This is a genomic window from Emticicia sp. CRIBPO, from assembly GCF_009905725.1.
GTDB lineage: Bacteria > Bacteroidota > Bacteroidia > Cytophagales > Spirosomataceae > Leadbetterella.
Genome location: NZ_JAAAKV010000007.1, coordinates 333291 through 354887, shown reverse-complemented (window position 1 = coordinate 354887; position 21597 = coordinate 333291). Strand labels below are relative to the sequence as shown.

At 44.6% G+C, this 21597-nt stretch carries 16 protein-coding genes; 8 read left to right on the top strand and 8 right to left on the bottom strand.

Annotated elements, in window-relative coordinates:
- Positions 1–51: 51 nt before the first annotated feature.
- Positions 52–762, bottom strand: a complete 711-nt coding sequence (locus tag GVN16_RS16375) for a CPBP family intramembrane glutamic endopeptidase (RefSeq protein ID WP_205748887.1) — start codon at positions 760–762, stop codon at positions 52–54.
- 92 nt (positions 763–854) lie between these two features.
- Complete coding sequence (locus GVN16_RS16370) at positions 855–1217, bottom strand: hypothetical protein (RefSeq protein WP_166564993.1); 363 nt, start codon at positions 1215–1217, stop codon at positions 855–857.
- Between the two features lie 161 nt (positions 1218–1378).
- Here GVN16_RS16370 and GVN16_RS16365 point away from each other — a divergent pair, with 161 nt between their 5' ends.
- Complete coding sequence (locus GVN16_RS16365) at positions 1379–3142, top strand: serine hydrolase (RefSeq protein ID WP_166564992.1); 1764 nt, start codon at positions 1379–1381, stop codon at positions 3140–3142.
- 237 nt (positions 3143–3379) lie between these two features.
- Here GVN16_RS16365 and GVN16_RS16360 read toward each other — a convergent pair whose 3' ends face one another.
- The 6 genes from GVN16_RS16360 to GVN16_RS16335 all read right to left on the bottom strand — a co-directional run bounded on the left by GVN16_RS16360 (position 3380) and on the right by GVN16_RS16335 (position 14784).
- Positions 3380–3724 carry a hypothetical protein gene (locus GVN16_RS16360; protein WP_229244204.1) on the bottom strand — a complete coding sequence of 115 codons (345 nt, stop codon included), beginning with the start codon at positions 3722–3724 and terminating at the stop codon, positions 3380–3382.
- A 572-nt stretch (positions 3725–4296) separates the two neighbouring features.
- On the bottom strand, positions 4297–8172 hold the full coding sequence (locus tag GVN16_RS16355) for a PVC-type heme-binding CxxCH protein (RefSeq protein WP_166564990.1): 3876 nt from the start codon (positions 8170–8172) through the stop codon (positions 4297–4299).
- A gap of 14 nt (positions 8173–8186) precedes the next feature.
- Complete coding sequence (locus GVN16_RS16350; protein WP_166564989.1) at positions 8187–9038, bottom strand: ThuA domain-containing protein; 852 nt, start codon at positions 9036–9038, stop codon at positions 8187–8189.
- Positions 9039–9296: 258 nt separating this feature from the next.
- A complete protein-coding gene (locus GVN16_RS16345) occupies positions 9297–11120 on the bottom strand; it encodes an alkaline phosphatase (RefSeq protein WP_166564988.1) in 1824 nt (607 codons plus the stop codon).
- 99 nt (positions 11121–11219) lie between these two features.
- On the bottom strand, positions 11220–12782 hold the full coding sequence (locus GVN16_RS16340; protein WP_166564987.1) for a calcineurin-like phosphoesterase C-terminal domain-containing protein: 1563 nt from the start codon (positions 12780–12782) through the stop codon (positions 11220–11222).
- A gap of 202 nt (positions 12783–12984) precedes the next feature.
- Positions 12985–14784: an acyl-CoA dehydrogenase family protein gene (locus GVN16_RS16335; protein WP_166564986.1), complete on the bottom strand. Its 1800-nt coding sequence runs from the start codon at positions 14782–14784 to the stop codon at positions 12985–12987.
- A gap of 227 nt (positions 14785–15011) precedes the next feature.
- Between GVN16_RS16335 and GVN16_RS16330 the strand changes: the two genes are divergently transcribed.
- The 7 genes from GVN16_RS16330 to GVN16_RS16300 all read left to right on the top strand — a co-directional run bounded on the left by GVN16_RS16330 (position 15012) and on the right by GVN16_RS16300 (position 21572).
- Positions 15012–15923: a DMT family transporter gene (locus GVN16_RS16330; protein ID WP_166564985.1), complete on the top strand. Its 912-nt coding sequence runs from the start codon at positions 15012–15014 to the stop codon at positions 15921–15923.
- Positions 15924–16069: 146 nt separating this feature from the next.
- Entirely contained in the window at positions 16070–17854 is a 1785-nt protein-coding gene (locus GVN16_RS16325) for a family 43 glycosylhydrolase (RefSeq protein ID WP_166564984.1), read from the top strand.
- A 163-nt stretch (positions 17855–18017) separates the two neighbouring features.
- On the top strand, positions 18018–19232 hold the full coding sequence (locus GVN16_RS16320; protein WP_166564983.1) for a pyridoxal phosphate-dependent aminotransferase: 1215 nt from the start codon (positions 18018–18020) through the stop codon (positions 19230–19232).
- A gap of 161 nt (positions 19233–19393) precedes the next feature.
- Positions 19394–19891, top strand: coding sequence for a GbsR/MarR family transcriptional regulator (locus GVN16_RS16315; RefSeq protein ID WP_166564982.1), 498 nt, complete (start codon positions 19394–19396; stop codon positions 19889–19891).
- Between the two features lie 45 nt (positions 19892–19936).
- Positions 19937–20275 (top strand): hypothetical protein, encoded by a 339-nt coding sequence (locus tag GVN16_RS16310; RefSeq protein WP_166564981.1) that lies wholly within the window; start codon positions 19937–19939, stop codon positions 20273–20275.
- A complete protein-coding gene (locus tag GVN16_RS16305) occupies positions 20263–20637 on the top strand; it encodes a hypothetical protein (protein WP_166564980.1) in 375 nt (124 codons plus the stop codon). Before GVN16_RS16310 ends, GVN16_RS16305 begins: the two co-directional genes overlap by 13 nt.
- Positions 20638–20678: 41 nt before the next feature.
- Positions 20679–21572 (top strand): TIGR01777 family oxidoreductase, encoded by an 894-nt coding sequence (locus GVN16_RS16300; protein ID WP_166564979.1) that lies wholly within the window; start codon positions 20679–20681, stop codon positions 21570–21572.
- The last annotated feature ends 25 nt before the right edge of the window (positions 21573–21597 follow it).

Here is a 21597-nt window from a genome sequence, read left to right as displayed (position 1 = left end):
CGGGTTTACCTCACCATGAAGACCAGTCTCTGTTTTGTTCAGGAGCTCGTGCTAACGAGTGCCTTTTGTCAGGAATTTGTTCCAGGTCAGTAACAGAAGCATAAATGTAACGAAACAAACCAGGGCGGCGATATTAGTCTGGATGATAAATGCATGAATACTGGCAGCTACTACGATGGATTTGGTCCGTAAAGAGGCAAAAGTCAGGATAAAAGAAAACACGATGCAGAAAGCAAAGAAAATCCAGAAACCGCCATACTGGTCGAAGTTTTTGAAGACCAGGAGATGCCAGCAACACCAGAATATACCTGAAATGATGCTTTTCAGCACAAAAGATACTTTATCAAGGCTTTCAATTAAGTAAGCTCTCCAGGCGTACTCTTCCATCAGATTGTATATAAAAGCAAAGGAGCAGAAAACAAGAGCCCACAGATGTTTATTGACTCCGTGGTCGTTGTTTATTCCATACACAGAATAACACACAAATAATACAGCAGGAAATAAGAGACTCTTGATTTTGCTGTTTCCCAGCAGAGTGATTTCCTGGTTTATGCCGCTGAATTTATAAAAAATCAGGGATACTACTAAAGTAACGAAACCATGATTGTAGTTGAACGAAAAAGGAATGTCTGTTACTTTGGTTAAGAGTATATTCAAGAGGTTGGGCAATTTCCTGGCGAAATAGGTTCCGATCAGTATAATGCCATAGAACAACAGGATTCTTAACCAGTTGACTTCTTTAGTTTGCCTTATAAAGCTCATGCGGTACAGTTAAAGGATGAGTATTGATGAATAAACAGAATCAGGGGGGCAAAAGTACGAAAGAGGTCAAAAGTATGCAAGTACAGGTTATTTTACCATTGCTGAATGACGATTCCCAGCTGCGAATCCGTAACGGCAAACTCTCTCGCTCCCCACGGCCGGAGTGTGATTTTACTGAGGTTGGGATGCAGGAATTCCGGATGGGAAGAGCTTATTTTCTGATAAACTTCTTCAATATTATTTGTGACAAGCCTGAATTCAGGGTTATGCTCTTTTGCCAGGGCGGCATTTTCAAAAAGATTGATACGTAAACCATCTTTCTCTACAACGCAAAATGGCTGATAAGACTTCAGCTCATCATGTCCGATATTAAATTCAAGACAATCGACAAACAACTTCAGGGCTTCTTTAATGTCTGTATAGAATACATTCGGGACCAGTTTAGTAAAATTCATACATTAACAGGGTTTTGATATAGTTCAGACACGAAAGTTAAAAAAAATTCGAAGAAGTATAACTGGAAATATTGAGTAAAACAAGGAAAATATAAAATACACGGCACCGATGCAACACATTGATGAGTAGTGTGTCTATTGTTTCAAACCCTTAATCAGTAATGAAGTTATTAAGACGCTCTCTGGCAATACTGGCTGCTTTTTGTTTTCTGCATGAAGGCCGGGCCCAAGCCCCTCAGTCTTTGCCGTTTAATCAACCCATAACCGTGTCGCTGAAAGCCGGCCAGGTTTTATCGTATTCCATCCCCCTGAAAAAAGGGCAGTTTGCGGCTGTTAAAGTAGAACAAAAAAGTGTGGGGATTGCCTATGCACTTTATGCTCCCGGAGATAGCCTGCTCATAAATGAAGACCTGAATGCTCTTTATCAAACTGAGGTGATTCCTGTTGCTGCTACGAAATCGGGCAACTACCGGATAGATATCTTCTGGGATTACGGCCGTCCGCAGCAGGGAGACGTTACCATTTTATGGCATCTTCTGGAACCTGGCGGGAAGACCATTCCACGTTTGGCGGAACAGTATATGAAAGGCTGGTACCCTGATAATGAACCCGGAGCGGCTGTGCTGGTCCTGAAAGACAACAAGGTTGTTTTTAAAAGTACCCGTGGCCTGGCGAATATGGATTACCGGATACCGGTTACCGACAGTTCGGCTTTTGAACTGGCCTCCTGCTCCAAGCAGTTCACCGGTTTCGCCATAGCCATGCTGATTGATCAGGGTGTGCTGTCGTTACAGGATGATGTCAGGAAGTATTTGCCTGAACTACCTGATTTTGGTCAGAAGATTACCATTGAACACCTGCTTTATCACACCAGCGGTTTGCGGAACTGGGATTCGATGAGCAATTCGATGGGTTTTGAGACAGACGATGCTCTGACAATGGATTTAATCTACAAAATGATCTGCAGTACATCCACCCTCAATTTCAATCCCGGAGAGAGATTTTCTTATACCAACACCGGCTATAACCTGCTGGTTCTGATAGCAGAAAGGGCGACGCACCAGAAATTTGATCAGTGGATGGCATCGAATATCTTCCAGCCCCTGGGAATGAAAAACAGCCTGGTCCGGACGGATCTGAAAAAGGTGATTCCCAATAAGGTTTCGAGTTATCAGAAAGGCCTGGAGGGGTTTAATGCAAGAGCCGACAATATCTCGGCCCCGGGGTCTACCTCCGTCGTATCAACCATTGATGACCTCGCGAAGTGGCTTGTTAATTATGAAACGGGAACGGCGGGGGGTAGAAATGTACAGAAGCTCTTAAATCAGAAAACCAGACTGACAAACGGCGATACTTTAACCTATTATGCCTTCGGCAATGGTTTTGGCAGCAGGAAGGGCGTTTCTTCCGTAGAACATCTCGGGCTGGTTTCTGGATTCAGGACCATCATCAGCAGGTATCCATCGCAGAACCTGGCCGTCGTTTTTTTAAGCTGTGATAACAATGATGCGACTTATAATCGTTGCTGGACACTCACCGATCTGTTTCTCAGCAATAAGAAGGAGCAGGCCCTTCCGCCCGTAAAGTTTCCTGATTTATCAGAGTCGCTCGCCAAAACAATGAGTGATCAGGGTATTCAATACCCTGTTGATCCAAAGGAATACGAAGGGTTGTATTATGCGGAGGAGCTGAATATGCATTACAAATTGGTCATCAGGGAAGGTGTATTGACTGCCATCAGTGCTAAACTGGGCAACATACCACTGACCTGGCAGAAAGCGGATTATTTCTCTGGGGTTTTTCAGACAACAGAACGAAGGTTTTTGTTCGGGAGAGATGAATCCAAAGCTGTTTATGCCTTTAGGTTGACGGGAGGAGATAAGCCTGTTTTGTTTCGGAAAATGGTGGAGTCCCCTAAACTGTAGTGTTGTCCTTCGTCTCCGACATACCGGACGGTGTCCTGCGGTCTCTGGCCACTATTGAAAAGAAGTGGATTAATGAATGTTCTTTCCGGTCACAGACCGGGTCTCACCCTCCGTACATCTTCAGGCGTTGGAGAACCCCAAAAACAAAACACCACAACCCGTCGGGATTGTGGTGCTTTTACAAAGGCTTTTGCGGAGAGTTTTATGAGTAATAAAGATTACTGTAACTCTGCGATATTATTTCGGTGTAGCAGTACGCTTTACTTCAGTTGAGATAGCGAATGGCTTCTCGATAGTTTCGTTACCGTTAGCTACGATAAATGAGTAGTTACCATCAGGTAAGCTCGACAAGTCATATACTTTAGAGAATACTTCTGATTTACCTGCGTATTCGCTGTAAACAGTTTCTCCGTCAGCATTTTTGATTACGATATATGATTTGTTCTGTAGTTTTTCGATTGTCAGTCTGAATTTCAAGCCATCAAGAGCTTTAACGTTCAGGTCACCGGCTGTGTTAGCTGCAAGATCTACAATTTTAAGACCGTTGTTAGCAACACTTACATTAGCAGCTGATACTCCCATCAATACTGCGATGAATAAAATTGATTTTTTCATGATTTTCTTTGTTTTGTTTTCTTTTGGAAAAGTTAGATAACTTAATGTCAATTCTTGGTTTATTACCATCTGAATTATGCTCCTCTGAAAACCTTTGTTGATGCAAATTTACATAACATATTGAATACGTGTCAACTATAAATTTAACATTTTTGAAAGTTCATACCACGATCCTATGATAATCTTGGTAAAATACCACACTTATTTGAAAAGTACAAGAAGTCGTTTAAAATATGCAATAGTATTTTTCCAAGATCACATTTTCCGAATAGTACCCTGTTTAGAAATTTACAGGACTCAGAAGGACGAATCGTCAATTTGATCTTGAAATAATGATACCGGCTTTTTTCAGATCAGTGGATTTAAGCCATAAAACAGGAGAAATCAGAATCTCGGAGGAAAATGGGATTGTATATTTCCAATAATAAAGCGGGCTTAAGATTGCCTGCCGGACAGATAAGAAGTCTTTATTCATTGTAAATAAAAAAGCACCCTGTAAGAATCTCAGGGTGCTTTTGAAACACATTGATGATCAAGGTTTATTTTATCGTATCTGCAATGATTACTTTGATGGTTCCTTTCATCATACTCCAGTGACCCGGGAAGGTACACACAAAAGTAAATTCGCCGGGTTCTTTAGGGGTCGTAAAGCTGATTCTTCTGCTCTCGCCCGGATTGAGCAGAGGTGTTGAATACAGGACCTCAGGAATAGAAGGCACAAAATTTCTTTCAAAACCGTCTTTTTCGATGGCCATCGCATCGGCAGCCTTTCCTACTTTCTCCAGGGTACCTTCTTTGATGATCACCAGGTTATGGGGCATTTCATCAGGATTGTTGAATACAATGGTTACAGGTCTTCCGGCCGGCAGGGTCACTACTTCTTTGTCGAAGAGCATCTTGGAAGGTAATGCTTCAATAACAACTTCATAAGTACCTGTACTTTCAAGAATGAAAATAGACTTGTCGCCCAATTCTTTAGGCAATTGCTTTGCTACAGTTTTTCCTAATTTGATCAGGGGTTCAAACCAAGGTTCCGCTCTCATCTTGTCATTGGCTTTTCTGGCGATGGCCAGGATGGCGTCATTGACATCAGCAGCTGAGGTCGTGAAGGCCTTCGGATCAAGAGCCGACAATGTCTCTATGGCCTGTGGCAAATATGGATTGCCGGACCTGATAAACTGGCTGATAAATTTGATATTGTCCTGATCGGTAGGTTTGATCGTACCCAGAGCTCTGATTCCTGCTGCCTTAACAGCGTCATCGGTTTTCTTTTCGGAAACCAATGCTTTCACCTGGTCGTATTTGGCCAGTTTTTGAGCCATATCGGGTAGCAAGGCCGTGCTGTTCACAAAAGCCTCGGTTTCCCTGGTATCTGAAGAGGCAAGGGCCCAGGCCGATTTGTCGCTTCCTTCGGCGGTCATCAGGGCCGCGTAGCCAATGCCTTTCAGGTCCATCTGGCTGGATTTAACCAGGGAGGCAATGATTTTATCGACGCCTGACTTCAATTCGGCTTTGTTCCAGTTGAGCAGCAAATTCACCAGTTCTTTTCCGCCTTTTGATTTTTTGTCGACAGAGGGCTGGGCGATGGCATCAACCAGGACCGTCAGGGGAGTAGTTTTGCTGCGGGAGGCCTGGGCCTGGATGGCAGCAAGACGCTCGGCACTGCTGGCATCGGCGTGTTTAAGGATGGCGTTCAGAACGGCCTCGCCTTTCGGCAGGGCCTGCAGTTCTTTTACAGTGGTCAGGTTCAGCAGATAGCTTGTCCAGGCCGGATGATCCGCCAGGTAATTCATGTCTTGTGCAAACCCTTTCATCCAGAGTGGTTTCAGGTGTTTGATGGTCTCTTTTATCGCATAATCCAGGTAATAGTCTGTCGGATGGTTCAGTGCCTCCAGGGCAATTTCCGCAGCCTTATCAGAATTGGAATAACTCAGGGCCATGACGGCTTCGATCCTTACCCGCGGGGCTTCATCGTTGACCTGCACCTTGAGCAATTCCGGGGCTTCTTTTATCCTGTCCTGCCAGTAAATCAAAATGCGGGTAGCTGCAGCCCTGGCCTGGTAGTCACCGGCTCTCAGCAGCCTGTTGAGGAGGTCTTTCTGAATAATATCAAAATCCTGGTAAATCCACAGGGCTTCGAGCAGCTGGTGTTCGTAGTCGGGTGATTTTTTGTCAAGACTGATGATCCATTTACCAAGGTGAGGGAAAACCTCGTCCGGGGTTTTGCCCCTGAGCTCCTTGCGGGTCTGGTATCTGACACGGTCTTCATATATCTTCAGGTTTTCGAGCAATTCCGGAACGGTTTGTTCGGCAAACTTCGGTGACTTCAATAGTGGTCTGCCTTTGTAGGTGATTCTCCAGATCCTGCCGTGTTCCTTGTCTCTTCTTTCATCCCGGATGGAGTGCTGCATGTGACCGATCAGCGGGTTGAACCAGTCAACCAGGTACAAGGCTCCGTCCGGGCCGAATTTCAGATCGACGGGCCTGAAGTTGGGATCAGTCGACTGAAGTAAGGGTTCCACTTCCTCGGCAGTAAAACCTGACCCTTTTTTGATGATCCTGTGCTGTTTGATGCCCTGGAAACCGATGGTGTTGTTCACCAGGAAATTGCCCTGAACATCGTCGGGAAACTGCCTGCTTGAAATGATTTCTATGCCGGCCGTAGGTCTTACCCTGGTGGTCGTAAACATTTCAATAGAGGGGTGCTGGATCGGATAATCGATTTTCCCCATCATCGGAGTAGCGTAATAGTTCTTTCCGTCTGAGGCATCACCTATATAATGTACTCCCCATTTGTCAAAGACATTGCCCCATGGGTTGTTATAGCGATAAGAAATGTAGTTACTGAGCTTGCCTGTGCGGGGTTCATAACGGTAGCTGGCACCGTCCTGTCCTCTGACCGGGCCATATGGGGTTTCAGACTGGGTGTGTAAAAATACCCCTTCATGCCAGTAAAGGGCACCATCCTGTCCATAAGTAAAAGCGTGCAGGGCGTGGTGGCTGTCTTCTGTTCCGAAACCATGCAGGATGATCTCCTGGAAATCGGCTTTGTCATCGCCATCGGTATCTTTAAGAAAGATGAGGTTGGGTTCTGCCGAAACCAGTAAGCCGCCGTTCCAGAATTCAAAACTCAAAGGAAGGTAAAGCTTGTCTGCAAAAACGGTGTGTTTATCAGCCCTGCCGTCGCCGTTGGTATCTTCGAGGATAACGATGCGGTCGTTCGGTTTTTGTCCGGGGAAATAATGCGGATAACTCGGGATCAATGCTACCCATAAGCGGCCTTTGCTGTCGAAGGTCATGTTTACCGGTTTTTCCAAAGGGAAATCCTGCTCAGAAGCAAACAGGTTGATTTCATAACCACTCGGAATCACAAACTGGTCGATAGTAGCCGGATAGGCTTTTTTCTCTGTAGTAGCAGGCATCTGGTGATGGCCGTGCTCAGGAGCTTCCTCCGGTTTTTTAGAACCCTCGTCGGTGATGCTTACCGCTTTTTCATACCCTTTGGTGTTCGGGTTGTTGGTCATTTCCCAGATGATCTTGTCAAGCTCGCCTACCATCCAGTCGAGTTTTTCCATCTCTTCCGGATAGTTTTTCACCCCGAAAGGTTTTTTTCTGCGGCCGTAGATGTATTCTCCGTTTACGGCCCTCCAGCGGTAGAAGAACTGCAGGTTTTTCTGGTCGATCACATATTGCCAGTTTTTGTTTTTTTCAAGAGAAGATATTTTCAGGCCCAGGCCTTTGGCCATCCATTCTGCGGCTTGTTTGTAGCCGTCGTCTGTCAGGTGTATCCCGTTAATGGTCAGGTTGGCTTTTTTGGCCGACTTCATGGCTACCATCGAAGGGGTGTACAAATCCAGGAATTTAACAGCCATTTTAGTGGCCACTTTTTTCATGGTAGCGGTATAAAGCAACAGGTTCTCGTTTTGCAGATCCGGCTTCGGATAATACCCTCCGATGTCTTCATGGGCTATAGGAGAGATCAGCACCAGTTGCGGAGCGGAGACCTTGTTGTATTTGTGTTTCCTGAGGTCGGTAATGAAGGCCGTCAGTTCTTTTTCAAACTGGGCCACACCGGCTTTCCCTTTGAATGACTCACTCATCCCGAAGCTCATCATGATGATGTCGGCTTTTTGGGTAGCCAGGTGGGTATGAATGTCTCCGAAATTCAACGGGCGGGGTTGCAGGGCCGGTTCGTCGGCACTCCAGCCCAGGTTTCTGATCACGAGCTGATGGTTCGGGTAGTTTTTGTACAACAATCCTTCAAAATGATTGTAATACTGCATCCTGTCAATAAAGGTGTTGCCGATCAGGGCAATGCGGGCTCCTTTTTTGGGTAGAAATGCCTGGGAGAATCCTGTCAGGGAGTTCAGAGAGAACAATCCTGTTAAGAGTAAAATGAAACGTAATGACCGCATAAGGTGAATAAAGTTTATTGTCTGTAAGGTACGTTGATATCTATTTTGCCTTTCCATTTTTTAGGGACTTTCAAGCCCAGTTCCCAGTGGATGGCGTTGATGACCAGTCTCTGGAAAGATTCGATCTGAAAGTCTTCCGGATGGCCCAGGGTGGTCATAAAGACTTTGCCGCCGAATGAGTTTTTGCCGGTCCATGCAACAGGATTATCATAAGCTTTTGTGGTGTTTGGATTAACGGGCTTGCCCATCAGCAACCATGTCGAGCCTTTTACAGGGTAGGAAGGCTGCACCTGGTACAACCAGGATTTGGCGTGAAAAGCAGGAGCCACACCCGTAAGGATCGGGTTTTTAGCTGCTTCCGGAATGATGGTCACGTCCGTGCTGCTTTCATGGCCATAATGGGTATGGTTAGCTTTACCACCCCAGCCGGGAGGGGCATTAAGGGCAAATTCTCCGAAAGCATTCCAGCTTTCCGATTCGTGGCCTTTCGGAAAATTGAAGGCATGTGTGGTGGTTCTGAAGCCCATCACCGGCTTGCCTGATTTCAGATATTTTTCGATCTGGTCCAGCTGGTCTTTCGGCAACTGACGCCACCTCAGATAAAACACAGCAAGGTCTGCTTCCTGCAGAGCCTCCAGGCCTGGAATGTTTTTTTCGGCATTGTGGTCAGGGTAGGCCTTTAAGACTTTGGTTCTGAAACCGTAGTTTTTTTCCAGCTCGGCAGCAATGAGCGGGAGGGTTTGTTCGCCGCTGTACTCATGGTCACCGGTGACAAAAACAACAAGGGGACGTTTTTGTGCAGAGGAATCAAAAGACAGGAGAGCAGCGAAAAACAGACAAAAAAGTGGAAACAATGTCCTGTTCATAAACAGAATTTTCTTTTAATGGTTGAATAATTGGTCAGGAAAAGACAGATATTGGAAAGGGGTTACCTGTAAAACGGCAAACACTTCATATCTTATCTGGTGGTGAAGTTAGAAAGTTTCAGGGAATATAGCAAAAACAAGCCGTCCTTTGGGCGACTTGTTTACAGTTAATGTCTTATAATGAGATGATTGCAGGGTCGGACTTCAATATAATATCATTTTCAGGCGGAATTTTACAGAAAAGAAAATGATGGAAACTTAAGGGATTTGTTTTTTGATCACTTTCATGATCTTTTCGTAGATCTCTGTATTTTCGTAAATGCCACGGAAACTAAGCGAATGAGGACCGTAAGCAAATACCGGAACCATGATGCCGGTGTGGTCAGTGGTACTGAAATTTCCGTCCACATACCCTGCCTTGATGTTGCCGTCCAGGAGTGTCAGGCCGCCGGTTTCGTGGTCGGCTGTGACAATGACGAGTGTCTCGCCGTTGCTGTCTGCGAATTTTAGAGCTTCACCGACCAGCCTGTCGAAATCCAGCATTTCTGTAACGACATAAGGCATAATGTTGGCATGCCCGCCGTAATCAATCTGGGCACCTTCGGCCATGATAAAGAAGCCTTTCGGGCTGCTTTCAAAAGACTTCAGCGTTTTTTTAAATGAATCTACCAGGAAATCGCCCCTGCCTTTCAGTTTGGACACGGTCTGGGAAGAATCCAGTAAGATAAAAGGAGCTTTCATCCCTGCAAGATCACTCCATTGATTAGAGACCTGCACACCACCTTTTTTGATGATTTCAATATTGCCGGCTTTGACAAAATGCTGGTAACCACTGCCGATCATGATGTCTACCGGGTTCAGCGAAAAATCAGACGCAATTTCTGTCTGCATGCTTCTTTCCGGTCTGTGGGCATAAAAAGCAGCCGGGGTAGCGTCGGTAATGTCTCCTGCAGAAATCAGGGCGGTTTTCATGCCTTTGGGTCTGACGAGCGTGGTAATAGAAGGTACAGCGACGAGGTTGCTGTCTACCCCGATAGCCCTGTTACGGGTTTTCTTTCCTGTTGCGAATGCCGTGGCTCCGGCTGCCGAATCAGTGATGTAATTATCAGAAGAAGCTGTTTTCGAAAATCCGATATTTAAAAATCCCGACAGGTTCAGCCGGCCGTTATTGGCGGTCAGTCCCGAATAAATCTGGGCAAGACCCATACCATCACCGATCAGTAAAATGATGTTTTTTACTTTTCCTGTTTTGTCGTTGTTCAGATAGGTCGGCTGGTAAGGAAAATAAGATTCGTTGTTTTTATACTCCGCGTTTTTTCTTTTGCTGAGGTAAGCTCCAAGCTCGGTTACCTTATCTGTATTGATGTAATCAATGCCCATATTCATCATGACTTTCCAGGCATTGACCTCGTCAGGGGAGGCCCAGAGTCTCGCAGGTTTGCCTAAAGCATGTATTTTGCTGATCACTTCAACAAGGGCTTTTTTGTCTTTTTCGACGGGAATGCCTTTGCCGTTCCACTTCGAATACTTAGCAAACGCCTGGCTGATGAGTCCGACCCTTTCCAGTTGTTCTTTGGTATAATTTACCTCAGGTCTTCCGTCAAAAAAGATGTAGGCCGGGTATTTTGAGAAATTCTCCGGCTTGGGAGTATTCCCGCTGATCACGATTTTGACGTTGCCTTTCGGGGCCAGGAATTTTTCATAGGGAGCCAGTTCCCTGACCAGGGCTGTAAGAGAAGGATCAGCAGGTGTTTTCAGATCGATCAGAAACTGAAGCGGCTTGCTTTTGTCTTTATAAATGCTTCCGCCGTTTTTCTCACAAAGAGCCACAATGGGCTGCAGATACAGCTTGCTGAATGTCCTGTCCGATTGGATGTCCTTCCATTCGTGAGACACGAAAAGAGAGTCATTTCTGTAATATAAGTCAGCTTCTACAGAACCGAACCCTTGCTGATAGGCCAGCTGAAAAGGGATGCTCTGCTCGTAGTCGTTATGTGAGTGGGCGTTGGAAGTGCTGTACTTTATGACAGACTGAGCAAAAGAAACCTGGATGCCTAGTAAAAAAAGGATAAGATATTTCATAGAATGTTTTGTTGCTTCAATAGTTAGGAAGCGAACATACAAAGATTTTTAGAATATGAAAACAATTGGTGTCCGCTCTTTTGAAATCCGCTCAGAATGTTATTGTTTTTCTACGAGGAAAGCCTTTTTCTGAACAGTGGTTTTTCCAAACATATCGGTGGCTTTTACTTCAATGAAATGTTCACCTTCTGTGAGATTGGGAACAAAAGAACCTCTCCATAAATGCGTGCTTTTTACGGCATTGCTGGGTCTTCTTCCTGAAAGCAGCTTGTCGCTGGTGTCCCATTTGAAAAGCGAGTTGAGGTAGGTTGGATCCTCATCTTCAACAAAAGCCATCGGTTTCCACGGGGTCTCATCAATCCTGTATTCTACGACATTGCTTTTGTGGCCCATAAAGAAGTTGGCGAAAATACCTGCCGAAGTCCCCCTCTGAGACGGGATTACCTTTGGAGCAAAGATCTCCATCTGGTAGTCTGCGGGTTTGCCCACCACTTTATAGTCTATGGAATATTGGTTGCCTTTGATCTTAAGAAAAGCGTAGCCTTTCGGGGTTCCATCCCTCATGGTGGAAACCGGGACGCCCATTTCGTTCAGTTCGCCTGAATACCAGTCGCCCGAAGTGGTCCCGGCGTTGTACTCATGCAAAGGCTTTGCTCCTGCCCAACCGTGTTCGGCCGTGAAAAAGTTTTGTCTCTGCAAATGAGTATGGGCAGAAATCGTGAAAACGTTAGGAAAGTCCTTCAGGATATCGAATAATCTTTTGCGGTCTTCAAGGCGGTAAGATTCCCCTTCGGTTTCCAGGGGAATATGATAGGCCAGGATAACGAGCTGATCTTTGGAGACATGCTTAAGGTCGTTCTCCACGAAATCCAGCTGATCTTTTCTGAATCCTCCCCAGTAGCCTTTCTGGTCTCTCGGATCGGGATAAACAATATCATCCAGTATAATGAAGTGAGCTTTTCCGTAGTTAAAGGCATAGTTAGCCGGGCCGAAATGTGCTTCGTATGTGTCATCAGAAAGTGAATCAGATTTGGCATCGTAATCCATGTCATGATTGCCCATGAGGTTGTACCATGGTAATCCGATTTTCTTCACCGATTGAATATAGGGGAGGTGCAAATCCAGGTTGTCTCCTACCAGGTCGCCCAGGCTCAGGCCGAAGGCTATTTGTCTGATGCCTTCTACTTCTGAAACCACCCCTTTGGCAAAATGCTGAACTTCTGTTTCTGTATAAGGCTGAGGATCACCAAAAATGAGGGCGGTAAAATTGTCCTCTTCAGGCTGTGACTCCAGGGCAAAATCTATCGAAGCGGGCAATGGCCCGGTGGGTGCCACACCTTTGTATTTCAGGGCAGGAGAACCTTCCGGTTTATGAATGTAATAGTATTTCGGGAGATTGTTCTCGTCTGATTTTACCTTGTATCCGCCTGGTTTGATGACAAAGATGATGTTGTCTTTTCCAACGGGAAGCTGGTATAAACCGTTTTTGTCTGTTTTGGTGACAAGCACCCCGTTGCAGACGCAGACGTTTTCTATTCCCTTTTCAGAGGTGTCCTTTTTGCCGTTGCCGTTAGTGTCGTTAAAAACGTATCCTTTGGCGGATTGGGCATGAATACTGAACCCGGAAAGGATAAGACCGATGCAGAGAAGTGTATTTTTCATGTGATTTCGTTTATAAAAAGCACAAATTAAGCGAGAGGAGAAAGAAGTTCTTTCTGATGCGGATTAAGGTTTTGTTAATTCGGGGCGGAACAAAATAAAAACCGGCCCCCAATGTCAGGAAGCCGGTTTATTGGTTTTTAGTTGTTGATTTCTAAGCCAAATATTACTCACTTTTCCCGTACAAGACCGGGATGATTGTTTTTCAGAAATTGTATTTGTTTTCAGTAAGCATCGCATCTGCAATTCTCCTTCTTGTATCTTTGGTGTTCAAAGGTTCCACTTTTGTGAATCTTTTCAATCCCATCAGCATCACTCTCAGCTCATCACCTTCGGCAAATGACTGGATCGCTTCCCTTCCGGCTATCTGACAGGCGGCTACCGCATCCTGGAGATTAACCAAAGCCATGTCTTTTTGTAAAGAAACGGCCCCCTCACCCTTGATACTGATCAGTTTTTCAGCTCTTAAAAGGGCGGATTCAGCATTGTATATTTCGATGATCATGTCTGCCACGTTCATCAGGATTTCCTGCTCGTGCGAAAGTTTCATCATGAATTTCTGAACTGCCGCACCTGCAATCATCAGGGCAGCTTTTTTCAGGTTTTTCAACACTTTCTTTTCTGCTCCGAAAACAACATCGTCGTCGCTGCCGCCGAAATCAGGAATAGACATGATTTCTTTTCCTACGGCTGTTGCAGGACCCATCAGGTCAAGCTCGCCTTTCATGGCTCTTTTCAGATACATGTCCAGTACAAGCATCCTGTTGATCTCGTTGGTTCCTTCAAAGATCCTGTTGATTCTCGAATCCCTGTAAGCTCTTTCCATCGGAGCATCGGCTGAGTAGCCCATACCGCCATAGATCTGAACACCTTCATCAGCTACCAGGTCAAGCACCTCAGAACCATACACTTTCATGATGGCACATTCGATGGCAAATTGTTCCAGGGCTTTTAACTTGGCTTCGGCGTCTGTCAGGCCTTCGCCTTTCAGGGTGTCTATCAGGTCGTCTATGTTTTGTCCGGCCCTGTAATTGGCAGATTCACAAACCCAGATTTTAGTGGCCATCTGGGCCAGTTTATGTTTGATGGCTCCGAATCTTCCGATCGAGATGCCGAATTGTTTGCGTTCGTTGGCGTAGTTAATCGCCTGGTTCAATACCCCTTTTGATCCACCCACTGCTGCGGAGGCCAGTTTGATACGACCGATGTTAAGGATGTTAACCGCGATTTTGAAACCGTTTCCTCTGGCCGACAACATGTTTTCAACCGGAACAACACAGTCATTGAAGAAAACCTGGCGGGTGTCAGAACCTTTGATACCCAGTTTTTGCTCAGGCTCGTTCATGGTAATGCCACCGAACGATTTTTCGATGATGAATGCGGTCAGGTTTTTGTCGTCTTCGATTTTGGCGAATACGATAAAAATATCTGCAAAACCACCGTTGGTGATCCACATTTTCTGTCCGTTGATTTTATAGGTCTTGCCGTCTGCACTTAACTCAGCTTTGGTTTTGCCTGAGTTCGCATCTGATCCTGAATCCGGTTCTGTTAAGCAGTAAGCCGCTTTCCAGGCACCTGAGGCCAGGTTGGGCAGGTATTTGTTTTTTTGTTCTTCGTTACCGTAATATAAGATAGGTAAGGTGCCGATCCCGGTGTGGGCTGATTGAGCCACAGAAAAGGAGTGTCCTGCACCCAATACCTCTGCCACGAGCATAGAGGTATTAAAATTCATTCCGAACCCACCGTATTCTTCAGGAACAGCCGTACCTAATAAACCCAGTTCTCCGGCTTTGTCCATCAATGAAGACATCAGATCGGGAGATTTGGCTTTGTCAATTTCTTCCAGGCGGGGATGAATCTCTGTTTTCAAAAAATCCCTGCAAGTATCTGCAATCATTTGTTGTTCTTCCGAAAATTCTTCCGGAATAAAAACCTGGTGTGCTTCTGTTTCGCGGATCAAAAATTCGCCACCATTTAATGAAGTTTTTTCTGCTGTTGCTGACATTATCTTAAGGTATTTAATAAGTTCGGATAAATAGTATGCAAGCATACCATCACAAAATAAGGAAATAAAAAATTGTTATGCAAGCATACCAATACATTTTTTTTGACTGAACTGACTGAAAGGGCTTTAAATTTGAAATATCTGATGCGAATGGCATTAATAATTATAAAAAACCGACAGAAAATGATGCTGATTCCTTTAATTTTACGGCTGTTAATCAGAAAGAATTGAAAATAGACAAGGGTTCAGAAGGCATTGTTTACATGGTCATTGCCGCATTTTGTTTTTCTGTTTCCGGAGCCTGTACCAGGGTTTTGGGAAAAGACATCAGCTCTGTGGAACTGGTGTTTTTCAGGAATTGCATCGGAGTGATTTTCATCTTTTATTCGGTCAACCAACGGCCGCTGGTCCAGATCGGAGGAAAGCCTTTTTTGCTGATCTTCAGGGGGATTACCGGGACGCTTGCCCTTTATACTTTCTTTTACAGCATCACCAAAATCGGGCTTGGAGTGGCCATCACTTACCAGCAATCTTACCCGGTTTTCCTGGCAGTCTTTTCGGCGGTGTATCTTAAGGAAAAAATGAAACCCAAGGAATGGATAGCTGTGATCATCGGCTTTGCAGGGATATGCCTTATTTTTCTGCCACAGATTTCAATTGATATCTTTTCACTAAAAAACCATAGCATCGGCCTTCTGAATGCGGTATTAACGGCACTCGCCTATCTCAGCATCAAAGGACTCAGTAAAATCTACGATTCTAGGTCTATTGTTCTTTCTTTTATGTTGTCGGGCATTCTGTTGCCGGTTTTCTCTTTGATGGCCGGGTATTATATTGAATCTGATTACCTGGGATTCCTGGTCGGGAAATTCACGATGCCTGACGGGATACAATGGGTCTGGATATGGGCCCTCAGCATTTCGGCCCTGATCGGACAAATCTATCTGACCAAGGCTTTCACCTATGGAAAAGTAGGGCCGGTTTCGGCGATGGGCTACAGCAATATTGTCTTCTCGGTCTTTTTCGGGGTGCTTTTGGGCGACGCCATTCCTCACCTGACCAGTTTTATGGGCATTGCCCTCATCATTTTTTGCGGGGTGGTCATCGCGTATTCGGGTAGTAAGGTGAAGGAAGGGTGATGGGAGACAGGAACAAGGAGTATGGAAAATGGAGCCGTTGATGAAATAAAGCCACAGGATTTATAAACACACTTCTCATTGTGACGATTCTGAGAAATTACAGAATTTTTCCTACTTTTGACGGGAATATTTTAATCACAATGATCATGAAAAGAACCATCCTGTTTTGTATTGCCCTTGCGATTTCAATGAGCGGATTTGCTCAATCTCCACAACTTAACATCCCGGCTCCCAATGCCCACAAGAACAAAACGTATTGTAATCCCATGGACATTAATTACCAATATAACTGGGAGCAGGTCAACGACAAGATTTCTTACCGGTCCGGAGCTGACCCCGTGATCGTGAATCATAAAGGGGAATATTATTTGTTTCATACCATCCAGGGAGGGTACTGGCATTCGAAAGATTTGTCAGACTGGAGATACATTACCCCGAGCCGCTGGCCGATGGAAGACATGTGTGCCCCGGCCGCCTGGTCAAAAGACGATACGCTTTTTCTGTTTCAGTCGACTTTTCAGCAAAGACCGATCTTTTATACCACTACTCCTGAAAACGGCAAACTGCATTTTTATAACCGATGGCTGCCGCAATTGCCTAAAGATATCGGTCCGTGGGACCCGGCCTTGTTTTATGATGAAGAGTTAAAAGAATGGTATATGTACTGGGGCTCGTCCAATACCTATCCTTTATTCGGAGCTCAGCTGGACAAGAACAAAAAGCTGACCTATAAATCAGATTATAAACCCCTGATTTACCTTGATCCCAAAAACCATGGCTGGGAGAGGTTCGGGCAAGACCACAGGTCTGAAATCACGCCCTTTACGGAAGGAGCGTGGATGACCAAACACAATGGGAAATATTATCTGCAGTACGGAGCCCCCGGCACAGAATATAATGTATATGCCAACGGAACCTATGTCGGGGACAACCCCCTGGGGCCGTTTACTTATGCATCCTATAACCCGATTGCTTACAAACCCGGAGGCTTTATGCAGGGAATGGGCCATGGGTGCACTTTTAAGGATAACTACGGTAACTACTGGAACATGGGCACTCCCTGGATAGCAGTCAACTGGAATTTTGAAAGAAGAATCGATATGATTCCCGCCGGTTTTGATAAAGATGGCCAGATGTTCGGCAACAGCCGCTTCGCCGATTTTCCTCACCGACTTCCAACGAAGAAATGGACAGACAAAGATGAGTTGTTTACAGGCTGGATGTTGTTGTCTTATAAAAAACCAACAAAATCCTCTTCTCAGAAAGAAAGTAAATTTGAATCCGGCCTGATCACAGACGAAAACCCGAGGACATTCTGGGTAGCCGGAAGCAATAAAAGCGGCGAGTGGCTGAGTATCGATCTGGAAAAGAAATGCACGATCAATGCCCTCCAGATCAATTACACCGATTATAAATCAGACATTTATGACAGCAACCAGCCTAAGGTTTATATCCAGTTCAGGATTTACGGATCCAATGACCAGAAAACCTGGGTAAAAATTGCAGACAATACCAATGAGAAACGTGACCGTCCGAATGCTTACATTGAATTGCCGAAGCCTGTCAATTTCAGATACATCAAATTCGAAAACATACATGTGCCGATGCCAAACCTGGCTGTGAGTGATATCCGTATTTTCGGAAATGGTGGCGGGCTTGCACCGGCCACCCCTCAGAACCTGAAAGCCGTGAGGGATAAGGATGAAAGAAATGCCTTTATCAAATGGGATAAGGTGGAGGGGGCTACCGGCTACAACATCCTTTGGGGTGTGGCACCTGATAAATTGTATCAGACCTACCAGATCTGGGGTGATGAGCCGAATGAAAAAGAGGTCAGGGCACTGAATCTTGGGGTTAAATATTACTTTGCGATTGAGGCATTTAACGAAAATGGCGTGAGCAAGGCCACGGGCGTTGCCGGGGCTATCTGAAAAGTATTGTTTTTGATGAATTTTGCGAAAAAAAAGAATTAATCGTGGTTCTTTTTTGAAACCTTCGTAATTTTGCAGCCGGATTTGAAAAATCAGTAAATGATGTTGATTTTCAAGGCCTTAAGAATTGGGGAACAAAAATAACAATTAACAAAAAATTCAGATGTCTGCAGTTGTTGAAACCGCGAGTTTACTCGCCGACAGAATTAACGCGTTGGAAGAATCAGCCACGCTGGCCATGTCGAAAAAATCAAGGGAGATTGCTGCCCAGGGCCACAAAGTTATCAATTTATCTATTGGGGAGCCTGATTTCAAGACCCCGAAGCACATTTGTGATGCGGCTAAGGATGCTATTGATGCCGGATTCCATTCTTACACACCGGTTGCCGGGATTCCAGAGTTGCGTAAAGCTATTGCAGACAAGTTTAAACGTGACAATAATATAGATTGGAAACCTGAAAACGTAATTGTTTCTACCGGAGCCAAACATTCACTGGCTAATGCGATCCAGGTGCTGATCAACCCGGGTGACGAAGTGATCATTTTTGCTCCGTACTGGGTTTCTTACTCAGAAATGGTGAAACTGGCTGATGGTAAAGCGGTGGTTCTGGAAGGTGCTTTTGACAATGATTTCAAAGTTACCCCGGAGCAATTTGAAGCGGCCATCACTGACCGTACCAAAATGATCATGTATGCTTCACCAAATAACCCGACGGGATCGGTTTACAGCGAAGCTGAACTGAGAGCGATTGCAGCGGTTGTGGAAAAACACGAAAACATTTTCGTCCTAGCGGATGAAATTTACGAATATATCAACTTCAGAGAAGAAGGACATTTCAGCATGGGCTCTATCCCTGCTATCAAAGACCGCGTAATTACCGTAAACGGTATGGCGAAAGGTTTTGCCATGACCGGCTGGAGAATCGGATTTATTGGTGCTGCTAAATGGATTGTTGACGGTATCGACAAATTACAGGGTCAGGTGACTTCAGGAACCAACCACATTGCCCAGAGAGCTTCTGTGGTAGCGTGGGATGACCTTACAGCCGCTGAAACCATGAAAAGAGCTTACCTGGTAAGAAGGGACTTAGTGATCGGCTTGCTGAAAGAAATCCCTGGTTTCAAAGTAAATGTACCTGAAGGAGCGTTTTATGCCTTCCCTGATGTAAGTTACTATTTCGGAAAATCAGACGGAGAGGTCACCATCAAAGACAGCGATGACTTGTCGATGTGGTTATTGGAGAAAGCTTATGTTGCTACTGTAGCGGGATCAGGTTTCGGAGCTCCGAACTGTATCCGTATCTCTACTGCGGCCTCTGACGAAGCTTTGAAAGAAGCGGTAGCCAGAATCAAAGCGGCTGTTGAGACGTTGAAGTAATCGATTCGTTCTATAAAATTAAAGACGCCTTTCCTGGGATCCGGGGAGGCGTCTTTGTTTATCCGGAATGAGGTGTTTACAGACATGACTTGAGAAGCAAAAAAAGAAAATTAATTTCCTAAAATTTTAGGAAATACGAAAATGATTATTACATTTGTATCATGAATTACAAAGAAGCGAAAGAAGAGTTTATTCAATTGTGGGGAAGCCTCGGGACCAACTGGGGGATCAACAAAGCCATGGCTCAGATACATGCCTTGCTGATGGCCAGTGAAAACCCGATGACCACCGATGAAATAATGGAAGAACTTCAGATTTCAAGGAGTAATTCAAATCTCAACATCAGGGCGTTGCTTGATTGGGGATTAGTTTATAAAAAGCATGTTCCTGGTGACCGTAAAGAGTATTTTATAGCAGAAAAAGATATTTGGGAAGTGGCTGTGAAGATCATCAGGGAAAGAAGAAGAAGAGAGGTTGATCCTGTAATCAAAGAGCTTAAAAGCCTTTCTAAATTTGATGCGGTAACTTATGAAGAGAAGAACTTCAAAAAGCTACTTGAGCAGACATCGGAACTTTCTGAAAAAATGAACAATATCGGGGGTATGGTAGAGAAAACAGATAAGTTGAAATTTTTTAAATGGATCATCAAAGGGTTCTGATTTTTTTAAATTTAATTTCCTAAAATTTTCGTAAATACAAGAAATATGGTTCTGTATATTGTAGTCAGCGGCATTATTATTTTCCTTTTGGGAAGGTTCCTTTTCAGGCAAGGATCACGGTGGACCTATGAGTTTATAGAGTCTGTTGAAAACGCCAGAAGTGTTAACAAGCTCCTGCTGTTGCTTTATTATTTATTCAACGCCGGTCTTCTGTTATACTCTGTGTTCATCTGGGAAAACGCCCCCGATTTTCTGGATCGCATTATTTATTCGTGTCGCAGGATCGGTCTGGCGGTGGCGATTCTCGGGGTACTTCACTATCAGAACCTTGTTATTATTCTTTTAATTTTTCACTTCAAATCAATCAAATCATGGAAAATCTGAATTTCGTTGCCTACTGGATTTATTTATTCTTTGTGATCGCCCTTACCCTTATTGTTGCTCATATACTATTCAGAAACAGCTTGAATTTTATGAATGAGATTTTTCAGACGAGACCGCATCTGGCAGAATCTACCAACCGTTTATTCCGGGTTGGCTTTTTCCTGCTAGCCTTTGGGATTGGGTTATGGTATTTAAAAATAAATACCACCATGGTGACAAAAGAAGTCTTATTTGAAATACTCAGTGTCAAAGTAGGGGCATTTACATTATTTCTTGGCGGACTTCTATTCGGAAATCTGTACCTCTTTTTCAGAGGCATGAGAGCCAGCCGGAAAAACCGTGTCATGGAGCCGAAAGTTTAATTGCCAGAAAGCCCTTTTCTAGATATAAAACAAGAACAAAAATGAAAATGATTATAGCCGGCGGCACAGGGTTTCTGGGAGAAGCACTTACTGCCTTTTTTGAAAAAGAAAACTATCACGTTGTTGTATTAACCCGTAATCCTCAATTGCCCCATCATGTATTCTGGGATGCCAGAACAGAAGGACCCTGGGAAAACGAAATAGATGGAGCGGATGTCCTGATCAACCTTGCAGGAAAATCGGTGGACTGCCGGTATAATCAGAAAAACAAGGCAGAGATATATGCTTCAAGAATAGAAAGCACGAATGTCCTCCAAAAAGTGGTGGCACAATGCCAGAATCCTCCCAGGGTTTGGTTAAATTCCAGTAGTGCCACCATTTACATGCATGCTGAAAATGCCCTCATGAAAGAGGCAGACGGAATAACCGGAGATGACTTTTCAATGAATATCTGTAAATCATGGGAGGGTGCTTTTTTTAATAAAACAAATGAAACAACACGGAAAGTGGCCCTGAGAACCTCTATAGTACTAGGCAACTCTGGAGGAGCCTATCCAAAGTTAAAACTGATAACCAGGTTAGGTTTGGGGGGTATGCAGGGCCGGGGAAATCAAAAATTCAGCTGGATTCACTTGGATGATTTTTGCAGTGCTCTTGATTTTATCATCAAAAATGAAAACATTGAAGGCGTTGTTAATATCACCTCTCCCGAACCGGTAAGAAACGAAAATCTGATGGCCATCATGCGGCGTACGTTAGGTATTCCTTTCGGGCTGAATGCTCCGAAATTTATACTTGAACTGGCCGCCGTTTTTATGCAAACAGAAACAGAGCTTCTCCTGAAAAGCAGGAATGTTTTTCCTGAAATTTTGTTAAAGAACGGTTTTGAATTCAGGTACAGAAATATTGCCGAAGCCTTAAGGCATTTATCTTAGGAGCTCAAAGTATCTTACACACAGA

Bases quoted from the DNA above. Each gene is read 5' to 3' on its own strand.
- GVN16_RS16375 (WP_205748887.1), bottom strand. From the start codon at position 762: ATGAGCTTTATAAGGCAAACTAAAGAAGTCAACTGGTTAAGAATCCTG.
- GVN16_RS16370 (WP_166564993.1), bottom strand. From the start codon at position 1,217: ATGAATTTTACTAAACTGGTCCCGAATGTATTCTATACAGACATTAAA.
- GVN16_RS16365 (WP_166564992.1), top strand. From the start codon at position 1,379: ATGAAGTTATTAAGACGCTCTCTGGCAATACTGGCTGCTTTTTGTTTT.
- GVN16_RS16360 (WP_229244204.1), bottom strand. From the start codon at position 3,724: ATGGGAGTATCAGCTGCTAATGTAAGTGTTGCTAACAACGGTCTTAAA.
- GVN16_RS16355 (WP_166564990.1), bottom strand. From the start codon at position 8,172: ATGCGGTCATTACGTTTCATTTTACTCTTAACAGGATTGTTCTCTCTG.
- GVN16_RS16350 (WP_166564989.1), bottom strand. From the start codon at position 9,038: ATGAACAGGACATTGTTTCCACTTTTTTGTCTGTTTTTCGCTGCTCTC.
- GVN16_RS16345 (WP_166564988.1), bottom strand. From the start codon at position 11,120: ATGAAATATCTTATCCTTTTTTTACTAGGCATCCAGGTTTCTTTTGCT.
- GVN16_RS16340 (WP_166564987.1), bottom strand. From the start codon at position 12,782: ATGAAAAATACACTTCTCTGCATCGGTCTTATCCTTTCCGGGTTCAGT.
- GVN16_RS16335 (WP_166564986.1), bottom strand. From the start codon at position 14,784: ATGTCAGCAACAGCAGAAAAAACTTCATTAAATGGTGGCGAATTTTTG.
- GVN16_RS16325 (WP_166564984.1), top strand. From the start codon at position 16,070: ATGAAAAGAACCATCCTGTTTTGTATTGCCCTTGCGATTTCAATGAGC.
- GVN16_RS16320 (WP_166564983.1), top strand. From the start codon at position 18,018: ATGTCTGCAGTTGTTGAAACCGCGAGTTTACTCGCCGACAGAATTAAC.
- GVN16_RS16315 (WP_166564982.1), top strand. From the start codon at position 19,394: ATGAATTACAAAGAAGCGAAAGAAGAGTTTATTCAATTGTGGGGAAGC.
- GVN16_RS16310 (WP_166564981.1), top strand. From the start codon at position 19,937: ATGGTTCTGTATATTGTAGTCAGCGGCATTATTATTTTCCTTTTGGGA.
- GVN16_RS16305 (WP_166564980.1), top strand. From the start codon at position 20,263: ATGGAAAATCTGAATTTCGTTGCCTACTGGATTTATTTATTCTTTGTG.
- GVN16_RS16300 (WP_166564979.1), top strand. From the start codon at position 20,679: ATGAAAATGATTATAGCCGGCGGCACAGGGTTTCTGGGAGAAGCACTT.